Origin of the sequence: Micromonospora sp. NPDC048986 (assembly GCF_040649335.1) — a bacterium.
Lineage (GTDB): Bacteria > Actinomycetota > Actinomycetes > Mycobacteriales > Micromonosporaceae > Micromonospora > Micromonospora alfalfae.
Genome location: NZ_JBEZFJ010000003.1, coordinates 117,596 through 135,763, shown reverse-complemented (window position 1 = coordinate 135,763; position 18,168 = coordinate 117,596). Strand labels below are relative to the sequence as shown.

General features: G+C 72.7%; 14 protein-coding genes. 11 read left to right on the top strand and 3 right to left on the bottom strand.

Going from position 1 to position 18,168, the window contains the following annotated elements; all coding sequences use genetic code 11:
• Positions 1-64 precede the first annotated feature (64 nt).
• The 5 genes from AB0B94_RS08435 (at position 65) to AB0B94_RS08415 (ending at position 5,047) form a co-directional block, all read left to right on the top strand.
• Complete coding sequence (locus AB0B94_RS08435) at positions 65-1,240, top strand: cysteine desulfurase family protein (protein WP_238670980.1); 1,176 nt, start codon at positions 65-67, stop codon at positions 1,238-1,240.
• Between the two features lie 245 nt (positions 1,241-1,485).
• Entirely contained in the window at positions 1,486-2,559 is a 1,074-nt protein-coding gene (gene mnmA / locus AB0B94_RS08430) for a tRNA 2-thiouridine(34) synthase MnmA (protein WP_357270189.1), read from the top strand.
• Between the two features lie 37 nt (positions 2,560-2,596).
• Complete coding sequence (locus AB0B94_RS08425) at positions 2,597-3,601, top strand: methionine synthase (RefSeq protein WP_357270186.1); 1,005 nt, start codon at positions 2,597-2,599, stop codon at positions 3,599-3,601.
• Between the two features lie 36 nt (positions 3,602-3,637).
• Positions 3,638-4,003, top strand: a complete 366-nt coding sequence (locus tag AB0B94_RS08420; RefSeq protein WP_357270183.1) for a VOC family protein — start codon at positions 3,638-3,640, stop codon at positions 4,001-4,003.
• Between the two features lie 39 nt (positions 4,004-4,042).
• Positions 4,043-5,047 (top strand): ADP-ribosylglycohydrolase family protein, encoded by a 1,005-nt coding sequence (locus AB0B94_RS08415; protein WP_357270180.1) that lies wholly within the window; start codon positions 4,043-4,045, stop codon positions 5,045-5,047.
• Between the two features lie 264 nt (positions 5,048-5,311).
• Here AB0B94_RS08415 and AB0B94_RS08410 read toward each other — a convergent pair whose 3' ends face one another.
• Positions 5,312-5,884 (bottom strand): type II toxin-antitoxin system PemK/MazF family toxin, encoded by a 573-nt coding sequence (locus AB0B94_RS08410; RefSeq protein WP_357270177.1) that lies wholly within the window; start codon positions 5,882-5,884, stop codon positions 5,312-5,314.
• A gap of 326 nt (positions 5,885-6,210) precedes the next feature.
• On the opposite strand from AB0B94_RS08410, the gene ligA reads away from it, so the two are divergent.
• The 4 genes from ligA (at position 6,211) to gatA (ending at position 13,185) form a co-directional block, all read left to right on the top strand.
• Entirely contained in the window at positions 6,211-8,346 is a 2,136-nt protein-coding gene (gene ligA / locus AB0B94_RS08405) for an NAD-dependent DNA ligase LigA (protein ID WP_357270174.1), read from the top strand.
• Positions 8,347-8,503: 157 nt separating this feature from the next.
• On the top strand, positions 8,504-11,182 hold the full coding sequence (locus AB0B94_RS08400; RefSeq protein WP_357270171.1) for an EAL domain-containing protein: 2,679 nt from the start codon (positions 8,504-8,506) through the stop codon (positions 11,180-11,182).
• Positions 11,183-11,327: 145 nt separating this feature from the next.
• On the top strand, positions 11,328-11,633 hold the full coding sequence (gene gatC, locus AB0B94_RS08395; protein WP_357270168.1) for an Asp-tRNA(Asn)/Glu-tRNA(Gln) amidotransferase subunit GatC: 306 nt from the start codon (positions 11,328-11,330) through the stop codon (positions 11,631-11,633).
• Positions 11,634-11,709: 76 nt separating this feature from the next.
• Positions 11,710-13,185 (top strand): Asp-tRNA(Asn)/Glu-tRNA(Gln) amidotransferase subunit GatA, encoded by a 1,476-nt coding sequence (gatA, locus tag AB0B94_RS08390; protein ID WP_357270166.1) that lies wholly within the window; start codon positions 11,710-11,712, stop codon positions 13,183-13,185.
• A 72-nt stretch (positions 13,186-13,257) separates the two neighbouring features.
• Here gatA and AB0B94_RS08385 read toward each other — a convergent pair whose 3' ends face one another.
• Together AB0B94_RS08385 and AB0B94_RS08380 are read right to left on the bottom strand one after the other, a co-directional pair.
• Entirely contained in the window at positions 13,258-13,815 is a 558-nt protein-coding gene (locus AB0B94_RS08385) for a hypothetical protein (RefSeq protein WP_357270163.1), read from the bottom strand.
• Positions 13,812-14,057 carry a hypothetical protein gene (locus AB0B94_RS08380; protein WP_357270160.1) on the bottom strand — a complete coding sequence of 82 codons (246 nt, stop codon included), beginning with the start codon at positions 14,055-14,057 and terminating at the stop codon, positions 13,812-13,814. Before AB0B94_RS08380 ends, AB0B94_RS08385 begins: the two co-directional genes overlap by 4 nt.
• Before the next feature lie 121 nt (positions 14,058-14,178).
• Here AB0B94_RS08380 and gatB point away from each other — a divergent pair, with 121 nt between their 5' ends.
• Positions 14,179-15,678, top strand: coding sequence for an Asp-tRNA(Asn)/Glu-tRNA(Gln) amidotransferase subunit GatB (gene gatB / locus AB0B94_RS08375; protein ID WP_357270157.1), 1,500 nt, complete (start codon positions 14,179-14,181; stop codon positions 15,676-15,678).
• Between the two features lie 125 nt (positions 15,679-15,803).
• Complete coding sequence (locus AB0B94_RS08370; RefSeq protein WP_357270154.1) at positions 15,804-18,161, top strand: pyruvate dehydrogenase; 2,358 nt, start codon at positions 15,804-15,806, stop codon at positions 18,159-18,161.
• Positions 18,162-18,168: the final 7 nt, after the last annotated feature.

Genomic DNA, 18,168 nt, shown 5'->3' with positions numbered 1-18,168 from the left:
GGCCGTTGCGTGCAGTCCCCTCCGGCATCCGGTCCCCAAGGTGTCGGCCGTACGCTGAACGACGATGGCTTACCTGGATCACGCGGCGACGACTCCCATGCTCGATGAGGCACTGGAGGCGTACGTCGCTACCGCCCGCGAGGTTGGCAACGCGTCCTCCCTGCATGCGTCGGGCCGCCGTGCCCGCCGCCGGGTCGAAGAGTCACGCGAACAGGTGGCGGCGGTGCTGGGCGCCAGGCCCTCTGAGGTGATCTTCACCGGTGGTGGCACGGAGAGCGACAACCTCGCGGTCAAGGGCGTCTTCTGGGCCCGCCGAGCAGCCCGGCCCGACCGCCGCCGGGTGGTCTCCAGCGCCGTCGAGCACCACGCGGTGCTGGACGCCGTCGACTGGCTGGCCCAGCAGGAGGGCGCCGAGGTCGGCTGGCTGCCGGTCGATGCCGTCGGTCGGCTCGACCCGCAGACCCTGCGCGCCGAGTTGGCCGCGCACGCCGACCAGGTGGCCGTGGTCACCGCGATGTGGGCGAACAACGAGGTGGGCACCGTCCAGCCGGTGGCCGAACTGGCCGCCGTCGCCGCCGAACACGGTGTGCCCTTCCACACCGACGCCATCCAGGCGGTTGGTCAGGTGCCAGTCGACTTCGGCGCCAGCGGGGTCGCCGCGCTGACCGTCACCGGGCACAAGTTGGGCGGCCCGACCGGGGTGGGCGCGCTGCTGCTCGCCCGGGACGTGCCGGCCACGCCGCTGCTGCACGGCGGCGGCCAGGAACGCGACATCCGCTCCGGCACCCTGGACACCGCCGGGATCGTCGCCTTCGCCGTCGCTGTGGAGACGGCGGTGAAGGGTCAGCAGGAGTACGCGGCCCGGGTGGCTGCGCTCCGCGACGACCTGATCGAGCGGGTCCGCCAGGCGGTGCCCGAGGTGATCTACAACGGTGATCCGACCGATCGGCTGCCCGGCAACGCGCACTTTTCCTTCCCCGGCTGTGAGGGTGACGCGCTGCTGCTCCTGCTCGACGCGCAGGGGATCGCCTGCTCGACCGGCTCCGCCTGCTCGGCCGGCGTGGCCCAGCCCTCGCACGTGCTGCTGGCGATGGGCGCCGACGACGACCGCGCCCGTTCCTCGCTGCGCTTCACCCTGGGCCACACCAGCACCCAGGCCGACATCGACGCCCTCGTCGCGGCCCTCCCGGCAGCGGTCGACCGAGCCCGCCGAGCCGCCGCCCTCCGCACCCCCCGCTAACCCCCACCCTTCCCCGCACCCCCGTCCCCGTCCCCGCGATCTTGCACTTTCGGTTGTCCGTTCGCGCCTTGTGCGGCATATGTCGCCGCAGAAACTGCAAGATCGCGCCGGTGGGTGGGGCGGGGTGGGTGGGTGGGCGGGGTGGGCGGGGCGGGGTGGGAGGGCGCGGCTGTTCGGGGGGTTGCGGGGGTGGTGGATAGGGTTGTCGTGGGGGAACGGGCGGAACGGGGAAGGGAAGTGGGTCGGTGAGGGTTCTGGCGGCGATGTCGGGTGGGGTCGACTCGGCGGTGGCGGCGGCGCGGGCGGTGGCGGCCGGGCACGACGTGACCGGGGTGCACCTGGCGCTGGCCCGCAACCCACAGACCTATCGGACCGGCGCGCGCGGCTGCTGCACCCTGGAGGATTCCCGGGACGCCCGACGGGCGGCCGACGTGATCGGCATCCCGTTCTACGTGTGGGACATGGCCGACCGCTTCCACGAGGACGTGGTCGACGACTTCGTCGCCGAGTACGCCGCCGGTCGTACGCCGAATCCCTGCCTGCGCTGCAACGAGAAGATCAAGTTCGCGGCGGTGCTGGACCGGGCGGTGGCCCTGGGCTTCGACGCGGTGGTGACCGGGCACCACGCCCGCCTCGGCGCGGACGGGCTGCTACGGCGCAGTGTCGACCTGGCCAAGGACCAGTCGTACGTGCTCGCCGTGCTCACCCGTGAGCAGCTCGACCGGTCGATCTTCCCGCTCGGCGGGTTGACGAAGGCGCAGGTCCGCGCCGAGGCCGCCGAGCGTGGCCTGGCCGTGGCCGACAAGCCGGACTCGCACGACATCTGCTTCATCGCCGACGGGGACACCCGCGGCTTCCTGGCCGGCCGGCTCGGTGAGGCGCCCGGCGACGTGGTGGACGCGTCCACCGGCGCGGTCGTCGGCAGTCACAGCGGTGCGTACGCGTACACGGTGGGGCAGCGTCGCGGGTTGCACCTGGACCGGCCCGCCCCGGACGGCCGGCCACGCTACGTGCTCTCGATCACGCCGAAGACCAACACTGTGACTGTGGGCCCGGCCGAGGCCCTGGACGTGTCCGACGTGCACGCGGTACGTCCGGTCTGGACCGGCGGCGCCCGTCCGGACGCCCCGGTCGAGTGCGAGGTGCAGTTGCGCGCGCACGGCGACGCGGTCCCGGCGACCGTCGCCCTCGACGGTGACCGGCTGCACGCCGAGCTGCGCCGACCGGTCCGCGGCGTGGCCGCCGGTCAGGCCGTGGTGGCGTACCGACCGGACCCGGCCGGCGACGTCGTCCTCGGCTCCGCGACCATCACCGGCTGACCGCACGGCCTGGGTGTTCGCGGGATAGCCTTCGCCCGTGACAGATCAGGCGTGGCCCTGGCCGGCCGGCGCGGCAACCGGAATTGGTTCGCTGCCCGGCACCGACATCGGCGAGGCTCAGCGGGTGGTCCTCGGTGAGCTTCCCGACCTGCCCCACCTGCCCGAGTTGCCGGCCCGTGGCCCCGGAGCGGACATGATCGGCCGGTCCGCCGGGCTGCTCGTCGAGCTGCCTGTCGAGGTGTACGCGGGGCGGTGGCGGGTCGCCCCACGCCCAGGCCGCGACCTGCGCCGGGCCCGCGATCTGATGGAACGCGACCTGGACCAGCTCGCCGAGCAGGCCGAGGGGTACGCCGGGCCGATCAAGGTGCAGGCCGCCGGCCCGCTCACGCTGGCCACCTCCCTGGAGTTGCCGATCGGTGGCCGACTGTTGCGCGATCCCGGCGCGGTCCGTGACCTGACCGGCTCCCTCGCCGAGGGGCTGCGCGCGCACGTCGCGGCGGTCGCCCGCCGGCTGCCCCAGGCATCGGTGCTGCTGCAACTGGACGAGCCGTCACTGCCGACCGTGCTGGCCGGGCGGGTGCCGACCGAGAGCGGTCTGGGCGCGTACCGGGCGGTCGAGTCGGTGGACGCCGCCGCCCTGCTGCGCACTGTCGTCGAGGCGGTCGGCGTGCCGACGCTGGTGCACTGCTGCGCCCCGGACGTGCCGCTGGAGCTGATCCGCTCCACCGGCGCCGTCGCGGTCGCCCTCGACCTGGACCTGGTCACCAAGCTCGACCCGCTGGGCGAGGCGATCGACGCCGGCCTCGGGTTGCTGGCCGGGGCCGCGCCGACCCGGGCGCCGTCGGCCGGTGGCGCGCCGACCTCCGCGCAGATCGCCGATCGGGTACGCCAGGTCTGGGACCGCCTCGGCTTCCCGCGTCGCCAACTCGCCGAGCAGGTGGTGGTCACCCCGGCCTGCGGCCTCGCCGGGGCCACCCCGGAGTACGCGCGGGCGGTGCTCGCCGCGTGCCGGGACGCTGGCCGGCGCCTCGCCGAGGTGTGAGGTTTCCTGTCGTACCTGGTGGGCAGGATGACGGTCATGATTGGACAGCTGCGTTCAGTGGTGATCGACTGCCCGGATCCGCGGGCGTTGGCGGCGTTCTACGCCGAGCTGCTCGGCGTACCGCTCGCCGAGGGTGACTCCGATGACGACTGGGTGGTGCTGGGCGGCCCACCCGGTCACCAGCCGCGCCTCGCCTTCCAACAGGCGCCCAACCTGCGCCCACCGGCCTGGCCGGATCCCGAGCGCCCACAGCAGTTCCACCTCGACGTGACTGTGGACGACATCGAGGCCGCCGAGAAGGCGGCGCTGGCGCTGGGTGCTCGGCGGCTGCCAGGCGAGGGCGAGGGCTTCCGGGTCTACGCCGACCCGGCCGGCCACCCGTTCTGCCTCTGCTGGGACTGAGCTCGTCGTGGGTTGCGGCGGCCGGGCATCATTGCCGCCGTGATCCACACCTCTGCGCTTCGGGCCTCCGGTTCGCTCTTCGGCCTCGCCTACGGTGACGCGCTGGGCAAGCCGACCGAGTTCCTCACCGTCGCCGAGATCGAGCGCCGGTACGGCCCGACCGGTCCACGCGAGCTGTCCGGCGAGCCCGCCCTGGTCACCGACGACACGCAGATGGCCCTGGCTGTGGGTTGGGCGCTGCACGAGGCGGCGTCGTCGTTCACGCCGGAAGCGGTGGAGCCACTGCTGCGGCGACGCTTCCTGGCCTGGGCGGTCAGCCCTGACAACAACCGTGCCCCGGGCGTGACCTGCCTGCGCGCCTGCGCCGAGCTGAGCCGCGGGGTGCCGTGGCAGGAGGCGACCGTGGTCGGCTCAAAGGGCTGCGGGGCCAACATGCGGGTCACCCCGGTCGGGTTGCTCGACGTGGACCTCGACACGCTCGCCGGGTTGGCTCAGTTGCAGGCCGGGCTGACCCACGGCCATCCGACCGGGCTGGCCGCCAGCGAACTCACCGCGTACGCGGTATTCGTTCTGCGTGCGGGAGCGCCGCTGAGCGACCTTCCGGCGGTGCTCACCGAGCGGGCACTGTCCCAGCGCCTGGTCTACCGGGAGCGGTGGCTGGGTGACCTGTGGCAACACGCCGGTTCCGGTTCTCCGCAGGAGTTCATCGCCCAGGGCTGGGACGAGTGCCTGGCGGTGCTGGGCCGACTGACAGACACCCTGACGCGGCCGGACGACGGTGCTGACCCGTGTCAGGCCACCGGGGAGGGCTGGGTGGCCGAGGAGGCGCTGGCCACCGCGCTGCTCTGCGCCGTACGGCACGCCGACGACCCGGTAGCGGCGCTGGCCCGGGGCGCCACCACCGCCGGCGACTCCGACTCGATCGCCGCACTGGCCGGCGCGTTCGTGGGCGCGGCCGTCGGCATGGCCGCCTGGCCGCGCGAATGGGCCAACCGCATCGAGTACGCCGACCAACTGGCCACGCTCGGCGCGACCTGGGACTGACCCCGCGCGGTGCCGGCCCGGCCCGGCTTGGCCTGGTCCGGCTTGGCCTGGTCCGGTCTGGCCTGGTCCGGTCTGGCCCGGCGCGGCTGGCCGGCCCGGCGCGGCCGGCCTGGTCTGGGCCCGGCTGGTCTGGCCTCGATGATCGACTCGGGGTTCTGAAAGTCGGGGCATCCGGGGCCTCGGGATACCGCGACTTTCAGGAACGCGATTCGATCACGCCCGGCGAGCGGTCGGTGAGCGGTCGCGGAGGCGGTCGCGGGGTGGTCAGGCGGTCGGGAGGTGGCGCAGGCTGCGGACCTTGCGCCACAGGTCGGCGTCGCAGCGGCCGGCGTGGTCGGCAAAGGCGGCCGAGGTGAGTCGGATCGGCTCGGTGAGGCTGAGGTAACTGTCGTGCTCGGCGCCCGGATCCCAGTCCCGGGTGGGAATCCGCACGTGGTCGTCCCTGTCGCTCTTGTCCTGGCTGGTGATCTTCAGGACGTCGGCGCCCCGGGAGTCGGCGCGCAGCACCAGGCACGGGCGCACCTTCGACCCGCTGCCGTCGGCGTACGGCACGTCGGCCCACCAGATCTCGCCGGGCGACGGGCTGTCGCCGCGCCGGTCGGTGTCGCGCGAGCGGGGTCTGCTGGACGGCCGTTCGGCGCCACGGGGCCGCGGCGGGGTGGAACGACGGCCACCGGTGCCGTCCGCGCCCGGCCGGGTGCCCGGACGCCGGTTGGCCACCCGGTGCCGCCAACTGTTCCACGCCCAGCCGGCGGCCACGGCCAGCAGGATCGCCACCGCCCAGAGCAGTGCCTCGCGCATCCGTACCTCCGCGTCCCGGCGACCGACCGGTCGCACCGTCCGGCGATCCTTGCACGCCCTCGCCCGTGCCGCCCGCCAACCACACCGCCACCGCCCCACCGCCGCGCTGCACGGCCACCGCCCCACCGCCGCGCGGCACGACCACCTCGACGCCGCCAGGCCACCCGGCCGTCGCCCTCGATCACTTGATGGTCGGTAGCTGGATCGGCCCGCCGACGCCTGCTGAGCATCACGCGATCACCGGACGCGGCTGAGTGCGCGGTCGCGTCGGGCGCGGGTGGGCGACGGATTGTCCCACCGGACCGATACGGTGCCGGAGTAGCGTGATCAGGGAGGTCGCAGGCGTGTCCGAAGGTGGCGGTGTGTCCGAGGAACAGATCGGTCAGCAGGTCAGCCCGGCGCAGGAGGCGGCGGCCGGGGCTGAGCCGACGCCGCAGGCCCGGGAACGGCATGCCGCGCTCAGCCAGGAGTTGACCGAACACCAGTACCGCTACTACGTGCTGGACGCGCCGACCATCCCCGACGCCGATTTCGACAGGCAGTTGCGCGAGCTGGAGGCACTGGAGGAGGAGTTTCCGGCGCTGCGGACGCCCGACTCGCCGACCCAACGGGTGGGTGGCACGTTCTCCACCGACTTCACGCCGGTCACCCATGCCGAACGGATGCTCTCGCTCGACAACGCCTTCGCCGACGAGGAGTTGGCGGCCTGGGCCGAGCGCGTCGAACGGGACGCGGGCGGTCCGGTGCCCTACCTGTGCGAGCTGAAGGTCGACGGGCTGGCGATCAACCTGACCTACGAGAACGGCCGGCTGGTCCGGGCCGCCACCCGAGGCGACGGGCGTACCGGTGAGGACGTCACGGCAAACGTGCGCAGCATTCGGGACGTGCCCAGCCAGCTCGTACCGTCCGGCGAGTTCCCGGACGTTCCCGAGCTGGTGGAGGTCCGGGGCGAGATCTACTTCCCGATCGCCGCGTTCGCCGACCTCAACGCGGGGCTGGTGGAGCAGGGCAAGGCGCCCTTCGCCAACCCCCGCAACGCCGCCGCCGGCAGCCTGCGGCAGAAGGATCCACGGGTCACCGCCACCCGGCCGCTGCGCCTGGTGGTGCACGGCATCGGCGCCCGCCGTGGGTTCCAGCCCACGGCGCAGTCCGAGTCGTACGCGGCACTCAAGTCGTGGGGGTTGCCGACCAGCGACCGGTGGCGGGTCGTCCCGGACCTGGCCGGCGTGGCGGAGTTCATCGCCTACTACGCCGAGCACCGGCACGACGTCGAGCACGAGATCGACGGCGTGGTGGTCAAGGTCGATCCGGTCTCCATCCAGGGCCGGCTCGGGTCGACCAGTCGTGCCCCTCGCTGGGCGATCGCCTTCAAGTACCCGCCGGAGGAGGTCACCACCAAGCTGCTCGACATCGACGTCAACGTGGGGCGCACCGGCCGGGTCACCCCGTTCGCCGTGCTGGAGCCGGTGCGGGTGGCCGGTTCCACTGTCGCGCTCGCGACCCTGCACAACGCCCGTGAGGTGGAGCGCAAGGGGGTGCTGATCGGCGACACGGTGGTGCTGCGCAAGGCCGGCGACGTGATCCCCGAGGTGCTCGGCCCGGTGGTCGACCTGCGGCCCGCCGATGCCCGGCCGTTCGTGATGCCGACCAGTTGCCCGGCCTGCGGCACCCCGCTCGCGCCGTCGAAGGAGGGCGACGTGGACATCCGTTGCCCCAACACCCGCAGCTGCCCGGCGCAGTTGCGGGAGCGGGTGTTCCACCTCGCCGGCCGCGGTGGCTTCGACATCGAGGTGCTCGGCTACAAGGGCGCGGCAGCCCTGCTCGACGCGGAGATCATCAGCGACGAGGGCGACCTCTTCCACCTCGACGCCGAGCAGCTGTCCCGGTCGCCGTTCTTCGTCAACAAGGACGGCAGCCTGGGCAGCAACGCCACCAAGTTGCTGGACAATCTCGCGGTCGCCCGGGAACGGGACCTGTGGCGGGTGCTGGTGGCGCTCTCCATCCGGCACGTCGGCCCGACCGCGGCCCAGGCGCTCGCCCGGCACTTCCGCTCGATGGATGCCATCGACGCGGCCACCGAGGAGGAGCTGTCCTCCGTCGACGGGGTCGGGCCGACCATCGCCGCCAGCATCCGGGAGTGGTTCGCTGTGGACTGGCACCGCGAGGTGGTCCGCAAGTGGGCTGAGGCCGGCGTACGGATGGCGGAGGAGGCGGTCGACGAGGGCCCGCGCCCGCTGGAGGGGTTGACAGTCGTGGTGACCGGCACCCTCGCCGGTTTCTCCCGGGACCAGGCCGCCGAGGCCGTGCAGAGCCGGGGCGGCAAGGTCAGCGGGTCGGTCTCCAAGAAGACGAGCTTCGTGGTGGTGGGGGACAACCCCGGCTCGAAGGCCGACAAGGCAGTCAGTCTCAAGGTGCCGGTGCTCGACGAGGACGGGTTCCGGCTCCTGCTGGACGCGGGCCCGGACGCCGCCCGGGAGGTCGCTCAGACGGGGGGTTGAGCCGGCCGGCGGCCGGGAACGGCGACTGGCCGCGTATACCAACTTAATTACGACTACGACCGATTCGTGACTGTCATACCGGGAAACTGGGGGCCGAGGGCGTTTCATTGGGTCACGGCGCGCGCACCGGCGCGCCGATGGTCGGTCGGGAGGTGTGGTGGAGGTCGCCGACCCACGCAACTCGCTTCCTGCGGGACGGGTCGCACCGTTCGCCGCCTTCGTCGCCGGCATCCTGGCGGTCGCCGCGCTGACCGCCGCCGTTCCACTCGCGACGCTCCCCGGCGAGTTGTCCGAGCTGCCGGTGGCGTTCTGGACGATGGCCGCGCTCGCCGTGATCTGTGACGCGCGCCCGTTCGTGCCACCGGGGCGCCGGCAGACGTCGGCGGTGTTTCCGTCCACCTGTTTCACCTTCGCGATCCTGCTCGGCTGGGGTCTCGGCCCGGCGGTGGTGGTGCAGGCGGTGGGCGTCGTCGTCTCGGGTTGGCGGATGCGGCACGCGGCGTGGCGCACGGCGTTCAACGTCGGCCAGTACGCGTGTGCCCTCGCCGCCGCGTACGGGGTGATCCAGCTCAGCTCCGGCACCATCTTCTCCGGCGGGCGGTTGCACTGGACCGACGTGGCCGCCGTCGGCGGTGCCGTGCTGGCCTGGTTCGTCGTCAACTACGGGTTGGTCAGCTGGGCGGTGCGGCTGCGGTTCGGGGACCGCTGGTGGCCCACCGTCCGTCAGGGCCTCGGCTTCGAGTTGCTGTCCACCGGCTCGCTGCTGCTGCTCGCCCCGGTGCTGGTCGCGGCGGCCCGGGTCAGCGCCGCGCTGATCCCGCTGGTGCTGGTGCCGCTCTTCGCCGTCTACCGGATGGCGCGGTTGACGAACGAACAGCAGCACCTTGCCGCCGCCGACCCGCTGACCGGGCTGCCCAACCGCAAGGCACTGCTGGCCGAGGTGGCCGAGCAGGTGCACCTGCATGCGGAGCGGACCGCCCGTGGTGAACCCGACGGGCAGCTCGCGCTCCTGCTCATCGACCTGGACCGTTTCAAGAACGTCAACGACGCCCTTGGGCACGCCGTGGGCGACCGGCTGCTGGTCGAGGTCAGCGCCCGGCTCACCGACATGCAGCCCCGGCCGCAGATGATCGCCCGGCTGGGCGGTGACGAGTTCGCCATCGTGATGACCGGGCTGACCGACGTCGGTCAGGCGCGGGAGTTGGCCGACCGGGTGGTTCAGGCGCTGGCCGAGCCGGTGCCGCTCGACGGGTTGCCGCTGGACGTGGGCGGGTCGATCGGGATCGCCCTGTTCCCGGAGCACGGCGAGGACTTCGCCACCCTGATGCGCCACGCCGACGTGGCGATGTACGACGCCAAACACCGCAACGACACGGTGGCCGTGTACGCCCCGGAGTCCGACCACAATTCCGCCGAGCGACTCGGCCTCCTCGCCGACCTGCGCCGCGTACTGGAGACCAGCCCCTCGGCCGAAGGGCCGTTCGACGGCGACGCCGAGTCGGCTGTTCAGGGCCAGGGCCAGGGCGAGGGTGTGGAGCCGGACGGGAACGGCCGGCACGGCGTGCCGGGCGACGCCGAGCGGACCGCCGACGTACCCCTTGTCGCGTCGGCGGAGGTGCGCGGCGGTGACGGGGCGGCGCTGCCCACCGGCGCCCCGGCCGAGGGCGCGCTGCCCACCGCGGCGTCGGACCGGTCCGCGCCAGCGACGGACCCGGCGCCGACGCTCGCCCCGGCGTCACCGGGAGCGGCAAGGTGGTGGCCACGGCGTCGGCGCACCGACGCCGAGCTGATGCACTCCGATGAGCTGATCAACCGGATCGCCACCGGAGCGGACCCCATTCGGGGCCGCAACGCCCGTGCCACTGTCGCCGGCGCCCGTTCCGGCTCGGCCCGGGAGCGGCGCGCCGGGGGCGGGGTCGGTCGGCGGTCCCCGAACGGAAGCGCCGTGGGCAGGGGCCGGACCAGGGGGCGGCGGGACGTCGGGCCGGGTGCGTCCGGGCAGCCACTGGAACCGACCGGGTGGGCGCACGCGGACGATGAGCCGGCCGACGACGCCGGGGAAATCACCATGTACTACCAGCCGCAGATCGCCATCGCGACCGGCGAGGTGGTCGGCGTCGAGGCGCTGCTGCGGTGGCGGCACCCCCGGCGGGGCATGGTCGACCCGGAGGAACTCATCCGGGTCGCCGAGCAGAGCGCCGTGATGCGACTGCTCACCCGTCGTGTCGTCGACGACGTGGTGGAACAGCTCGCCAAGTGGTCGGCGGCCGGCATCGGCCTGCGCGCGGCGCTGAACGTGAGCGTGCGCGACCTGCACACCGGCGAGATCGCCGACCAGATCGCCGATCGGCTGGCCCGCTACGGGGTGCCGGCCGAGCGGCTTCAGGTCGAGATCACCGAGGGCGCGTTGATGGCCGACCCGCGTCGGGTGCTGGCCACCATCTCCCGGCTGCACCGGATCGGGGTGGCCATCGCGCTCGACGACTTCGGCACCGGCTACTCCTCGCTCCAGCACCTGCGCCGCCTGCCGCTGTCCGAGGTGAAGGTGGACCGGTCGTTCGTTCTCGGCATGGCCGACGACGCCGACGACGCGGCGATCGTCCGATCCATGATCGAGCTGGCCGGCGCGCTGGGGCTGCGGGTGGTCGCCGAGGGTGTCGAGGACGAGCGGACCTGGCGGATGCTGCACGCCGCCGGCTGCGATGCCGCTCAGGGCTGGTTCTACGCCCGCCCGATGCCGGCCGAGGAGTTGGTCACCTGGCTGGCCCGGTACCGGCCGGTGCGCCCGACCGGCGGGCTCCCACAGCCGGATGTCGCTCGCCGCCCCACCCGCTGACCCCGCACGAGGGCCGCCGGAGGGGGAGTCGGGGACGCGGCACCGGAGCGGAACAATAGACTCGCTCCGGTCACCGCGTGTCACGCTCCACCTGTCGCGCGGCCGGCACACCGCCCGACCAGCAGGAATTCAGAAGGGGGCACTGATGGCCGCCATCTCCCGCGAGGAGGTCGCGCACCTGGCGCGCCTGTCGCGGCTCGCCGTCACCGAGGAGGAGCTGGACACGTTCGCCGGTCAGCTCGACGGGATCCTCCAGGCGGTCGCCCAGGTCGGCGAGGTCGCCGCCGCGGACATCCCGCCGACCTCGCACTCGGTGCCGCTGACCAACATCTTCCGCGAGGACGTCGTCACGCCGTGCCTGACCCCGGAGGAAGCGCTGTCGGGCGCGCCCGACGCCGAGGACCAGCGGTTCCGCGTACCGCGGATCCTGACCGAGGATGTGGCCTCATGAGCGAGCGGCAGCGAGCGAATCAGCAGTGCAGCGCGGTGGTGCCTCATGGCGTCGCGGAGCGAAGCGGAGTGACGGCATGAGCGATCTGATCAGAATGACCGCGACGGAGATCGCGGCCCTGGTCGCCGGGGGCGAGACCTCCGCCGTCGAGGTGACCCAGGCGCACCTGGACCGGATCGCCGCTGTCGACGACCGGGTGCACGCCTTCCTGCACGTCGACACCGAGGGCGCGCTCGCCGCGGCCCGGGCGGTGGACCAGCGCCGGGCCTCCGGCGAGGAGTTGGGCCCGCTCGCGGGTGTGCCGGTCGCGGTCAAGGACGTGCTCGCCACCCGGGGCGTGCCGACCACCGTGGGGTCGAAGATCCTGGAGGGCTGGCGCCCGCCGTACGACGCGACGATCGTGCAGCGGCTGCGCGACGCCGGCACCGTGATGCTCGGCAAGACCAACATGGACGAGTTCGCGATGGGCTCCTCCACCGAATACTCGGCGTACGGCCCGACGCACAACCCGTGGGACCTGAGCCGGATCCCCGGTGGTTCGGGTGGTGGCAGCGCCGCCGCGCTGGCCGCGTACGAGGCGCCGCTGGCGATCGGTTCGGACACCGGCGGCTCGATCCGCCAGCCCGGTGCGGTCACCGGCACCGTGGGCGCCAAGCCCACCTACGGCGGCACCTCCCGTTACGGGCTGGTGGCGTTCTCCTCGTCGCTCGACACCCCCGGCCCGTGTGCCCGGACGGTGCTCGACGCGGCCCTGCTGCACCAGGTGATCGGCGGGCACGACCCGCGCGACTCCACGTCCATCCCGCAGCCGGTGCCGGACGTGGTGGCCGCGGCGAAGCTCGGTGCCACCGGCGACCTGACGGGTGTGCGGCTCGGCATCGTGAGCGAGTTCGTCGGCGAGGGCGCCGAGCCGGGTGTGATGGCCGCGTTCCGTGAGTCGGTGGACGCGCTGACCAAGATGGGTGCCGAGGTTGTCGAGGTGTCCTGCCCGACGTTCGCGTACGCGCTGCCGGCGTATTACCTGATCGCCCCGAGCGAGTGCTCCTCCAACCTGGCCCGGTTCGACGGTGTCCGGTTCGGCCTGCGGGTCGGAGACGACGGCAACCGGTCGCTGGAGGAGGTCATGTCGCTGACCCGGGAGGCCGGCTTCGGCCCGGAGGTCAAGCGCCGCATCATGATCGGCACGTACGCGCTGTCGTCGGGTTACTACGACGCGTACTACGGGCAGGCGCAGAAGGTCCGGACGCTCATCACCCGGGACTTCACCGCCGCGTTCGAGCGGGTCGACGCGCTGATCTCGCCGACCACCCCGTCGGTGGCGTTCCCGATCGGCGCGCGGACCGCCGACCCGTACCAGATGTACCTGGCCGACCTGTACACGATTCCGACGAACCTGTACGGCGGGCCGGGCATCTCGGTGCCCTGTGGGCTCTCCGAGGGGCTGCCGGTCGGTATGCAGGTGATGGCCCCGACGATGGCCGACGACCGGATGTACCGGGTCGCCGCCGCGTTGGAGTCCGCCGTCGGCACGTTCACCCCGCCGACGCTCTAGACCGCAACCGCATCGGCGCCGAGGGACGTGTCCTTCGGCGCCGATCGCGCGTCCGGGCAGGTGGGGTGTCGATCAGGGCTGGCTCGGCGGCCCGGTGAGGTAGCGGCGGGCCTCCCGCAGGCCACGCCAGCGATACCAGGCGGCACCTCCCCAGAGCAGGAGCAGTAGTACGGCCAGCACGCGGGTGAACGGGCGGACCGGGCTCACCAGGGGTGGCAGTTGGCTGAGGAAGCCTGCCGTGAACAGCACCAGCAACCAGCGTTGACGGACGCGGGACCGAGCCTCACTGCGAGCCAGCGCGTCGAGACGTGGGTCGTCGGTGGACCCGTCGCGTAACACCTGCGCGACCTGCCGCTTCGTCGCCGGGTCGGCACCGGTCGTCCGGGGCAGCCGCCTGATCAGCCGGCGGCCGAAGGCGAGGGCGACGACCGCGCCGACCAGCGGCGGGATGAGCATCAGCCCGAACGACACGAGCAACTGGTCGGACTTCACGGTGTCGCGGCCGACAAAGGTGGCGGTGCCCAGCGCGGCGGTGGCGACCACGACGACCGCGGCGACGACGTACGTGCTGCGGCGTTGCCGCCGCCGCGGCACCTGTTCGTCAGCGGCGACACGTCCCCCGCTCGTCACGGCCGCCCCCGATCAACGCGCCGCCGGTTCACCAGGTGCACAACGGCGTACGCGATCGCCACCGCCACCACCCCGGGCAGCACCATGCCGATCACCAGCTCGACGGCCGTGTCCGGCTGGCGGTCCTCCCCGTAGGCGAACCAGCCGACCAGTGTCACCACGACGGCCACCGCCCACACCGCTACCACCCCGACGAGCACCGGCCGGATCCGCACTCCTCGCTCTCTCCCCGTATTCGTCATTGTCGCTCCGTACCCTGCCGGTGGCGACGCCACGCACGCCGGACGAAACCCGGCCGAGGATTGATCGGGCAACCCCATTAGGCTGGACAGGTTCTGTCCCGGATCGCGCCTGGAGCGTCTCATGACCACGACACTGCCCGCGTACGACGAGGTCGTTGCGCGCTTCGAACCGGTGATCGGCCTGGAGACCCACGTCGAGCTGGGCACGAACACCAAGATGTTCTGCGGTTGCCCGACCGACTTCGGCGGCGAGCCGAACACCCGGGTCTGCCCGGTGTGCCTGGGCCTGCCCGGTTCGCTGCCGGTGGCCAACAAGGCGGCCATCGAGGCGATCATCCGGATCGGCCTGGCGTTGAACTGCTCGATCGCCGAGTGGTGCCGGTTCGCCCGGAAGAACTACTTCTACCCGGACATGCCGAAGAACTTCCAGATCAGCCAGTACGACGAGCCGATCTGCGTCGACGGTTACCTGGACGTCGAGGTGGGCGGTGAGACGGTGCGGATCGAGATCGAGCGGGTGCACCTCGAGGAGGACACCGGCAAGACGCTGCACGTCGGCGGCGCCACCGGCCGCATCCACGGCGCGACGGAGTCGCTGGTCGACTACAACCGGGCCGGCATCCCGCTGGTCGAGATCGTCACCAAGCCGATCACGGGCACCGGTGCGCTCGCCCCCGAGGTGGCCAAGGCGTACGTCGCCGAGCTGCGCGACGTGATCCGCACCCTCGGCGTCTCCGACGTGCGGATGGAGGAGGGGTCGCTGCGCTGTGACGTGAACACCTCGCTCAACCTGCCGGGCGCGGAGTGGGGCACCCGCACCGAGACCAAGAACGTCAACTCGCTGCGGTCGGTGGAGCGGGCGGTCCGCTCGGAGATGCTGCGGCAGGCGTCGGTGCTCGACGCGGGCGGCCGGATCACCCAGGAGACCCGGCACTTCCACGAGGACACCGGTGACACCACGCCGGGTCGCTCGAAGGAGACGGCCACCGACTACCGGTACTTCCCCGAGCCGGATCTGGTGCCGATCGCCCCGGACCCGGTCTGGGTCGCCGAGCTGAAGGCCGCCCTGCCGGAGCTGCCCCGGGTGCACCGGCATCGGCTCCAGGAGCAGTGGGGCCTCTCTGACCTGGACATGCAGTCGGTGCTGAACGCCGGCGCGGTCGAGCTGATCGAGGCGACGGTGGCCGCCGGCACCACTCCGGCCGCGGCCCGCAAGTGGTGGCTCGGTGAGCTGTCCCGCCGGGCCAACGAGAGCGGCGTGGAGCTGGCCGAGATCGGAGCCACGCCCGCCCAGGTCGCCGAGCTTCAGGGTCTTGTCGACGCCGGCAAGCTCAACGACAAGATGGCCCGCACGGTGCTGGAGGGTGTTGTCGACGGTGAGGGCTCGCCCACCGAGATCATGACCAGCCGGGGCCTGGAGGTCGTGTCGGACACCGGCGCGCTCACCGCCGCCGTGGACGAGGCGATCGCCGCGAACCCGGGCATCGCCGACAAGATCCGTAGCGGCAAGGTCGCTGCGGTCGGCGCGCTGGTCGGCGCGGTGATGAAGACCACCCGTGGGCAGGCCGACGCGAAGACCCTGCGTGAGCTGATCCTGGAGCGCCTCGGCGTCCAGGGCTGAGAGACCCACCCGGAGCAGGCCGCCGCCGCGACCCGGCGGCGGCCTTCCGCCACCCCCTGTCGACCCACGCGGCCACCCCGCACCCCTCGCGAGGGCGTCAACGACGACGCCTGGATGGAGCCACCGTGACCGAGCACGACCTCGATGTCCTCGACGAGATCCAGCGGCGGGTGCTCTGGCTCGCCACCCGGATCGTGGACGCCGCCAACCATGACCGGGCCACCGGCGACGGTGTGAAGGTCGGCGGCCACCAGGCGTCCAGCGCCTCGCTGGTCACGGCGATGACAGCGCTCTGGTTCGCGCACCTGGACGCCGAGGACCGGGTCGCCGTGAAGCCGCACGCGTCCCCGGTGTTCCACGCCATCCAGTACCTGCTCGGCAACCTGGACCGCTCCTACCTGCCCCGGCTGCGGGCCCGTGGCGGCCTCCAGTCGTACCCGTCGCGCACCAAGGACCCGGACGCTGTGGACTTCTCCACCGGTTCGGTCGGCCTGGGCGCGGCGGCGCCGCTCTTCGCCGCCGCCACCCGGCGGTACGTCGACGCGCACTTCGGGGCCCGCCCGCACTCCCGGTTCGTGGCGTTGATCGGCGACGCCGAACTGGACGAGGGAAACATCTGGGAGGCGGTCGCCGACCCGGCGACCACCGGGCTGGGCAACGTCATGTGGCTGGTCGACTTCAACCGCCAGTCGCTGGACCGGGTGGTCCCCGGCATCCGGATCAACCAGTGGCGGGGCCAGTTCGAGGCGGCCGGCTGGCACGTCGTGGAGGTCAAGTACGGCCGTCGGCTCGCCGAGGCGTACGCCCGGCCGGGTGGTGAGGCGCTGCGTGACTGGATCGACGCGATGCCGAACGAGCAGTACCAGTCGCTGTTCGGGCTGGTCGGGGCGGCGCTGCGCAAGCAGTTCCTGGACGGCGCTCCGGCCGGCGTCGCCGAGCTGATCGCCGACGTATCCGACGAGGAGCTCGGCCCGCTCGTCACCGACCTGGGCGGGCACGACCTTCAGGCGATGCTTGACGCGTACGCCCAGTGCGACGCGGTCACCGACCGGCCCAGCGTCGTCTTCGCGTACACGGTCAAGGGTTGGGGGTTGCCCATCGCCGGCAATCCGCGTAACCATTCCGCGCTGCTCAGCTCCGAGCAGGTCGACACGTTGCGCGCCGCGCAGGGGTTGACCGCCGAGACCGAGTGGGACCGCCTCGACCCGGCGTCACCCGCCGGGATCCAGGCCGGCGCCCGCCGGGAGGCGCTGTCCCGCGCGCCGCGCGAGCGCGCGCTGGGGGTCACCGTTCCGGAGAGCACTGGAGTACGCGCAACCAAGCCGATCTCCACTCAGGAGGTGTTCGGTCGGGTGCTGGTGGACCTGGCGCGGGACCGGGAGGTGGGCCGCTACCTGGTCACCACCGCCCCGGACGTGGCCACCTCCACCAACCTCGCCGGGTTCATCAACAAGACCGGGGTGTTCGCCCCCACCGAGCAGCGTTCCTGGACCGAGGACCGGATGCTGCGCTGGACGGAGAGCCCCGCCGGGCAGCACATCGAGCTGGGTATCTCGGAGATGAACCTGTTCCTGCTGCTCGGCCAGCTCGGGTTGTCCTGGGACCTGTCCGGGCAGCCGCTGCTGCCGGTGGGCACCGTCTACGACCCGTTCGTGCTGCGCGGCCTCGACGCGTTCCTGTACGGCACCTACTCCGGCTCCCGGTTCGTGGTGGCCGGCACCCCGTCCGGTATCACCCTCGCCCCGGAGGGCGGCGCCCACCAGTCCACGATCACCGCGTCGGTCGGCCTGGAGCTGCCCGGGGTGACGTTCGTCGAGCCGGCGTACGCGGCCACCCTCGACTGGCTGCTCTGCGACGCGCTCGGTCAGATCGCCGGTGGGGCGGCTCCGGCCGCGACGGCAGCACCCGCCGAGGACGGCGCGTACTACTTCCGGTTGAGCACCCGACCGCTGGATCAGGCGCCGTTCGAGGCGGCCCGTGCCCGGCTCGGTGACGCGGTGCTGCGCCGGCAGGTCGTCGCCGGGGCGTACCGGCTGGTCGACGCGCACCAGGCGTATCCGCACCTGGTCGACGCCCCGGTGGTGCAGCTTGCCGCCTCCGGCGCGGTGCTGCCCGAGGTGCTGGCCGCGGCGGCGGAGCTGGCCGACGAGGGCGTCGCCGCGCACGTTGTCGACGTGACGAGTCTCGACCGGCTGTACCGGGCCTGGCAGCGCACCCTTCGTCAGGGCGTACGGACGGCCACGGTGCCCAGCGTGCCGGGCGCGCTGCGGTCCGCGTTCGCCGATCGGGTGCCGGTGGTGACGGTGCACGACGCCGCGTCGCACGCGATGGCCTGGCTCGGTTCGGCGGTCGGCGCACCGGCGGTGCCGCTCGGCGTGGACGAGTTCGGCCAGTCGGGCAGCGTTTCTGAGCTGTACGAACTGCACGACCTGCTGCCCGGCAGCATCGTCAACGCCGCGCTGGCCGCCATCGCCCTCCGCTGAGCCGTCG

Coding starts and splice junctions, on each gene's coding strand:
- AB0B94_RS08435 (WP_238670980.1), top strand. CDS start 65: ATGGCTTACCTGGATCACGCGGCGACGACTCCCATGCTCGATGAGGCA.
- AB0B94_RS08420 (WP_357270183.1), top strand. CDS start 3,638: ATGATTGGACAGCTGCGTTCAGTGGTGATCGACTGCCCGGATCCGCGG.
- gatC (WP_357270168.1), top strand. CDS start 11,328: ATGGCCGCCATCTCCCGCGAGGAGGTCGCGCACCTGGCGCGCCTGTCG.
- gatA (WP_357270166.1), top strand. CDS start 11,710: ATGAGCGATCTGATCAGAATGACCGCGACGGAGATCGCGGCCCTGGTC.
- AB0B94_RS08380 (WP_357270160.1), bottom strand. CDS start 14,057: ATGACGAATACGGGGAGAGAGCGAGGAGTGCGGATCCGGCCGGTGCTC.
- gatB (WP_357270157.1), top strand. CDS start 14,179: ATGACCACGACACTGCCCGCGTACGACGAGGTCGTTGCGCGCTTCGAA.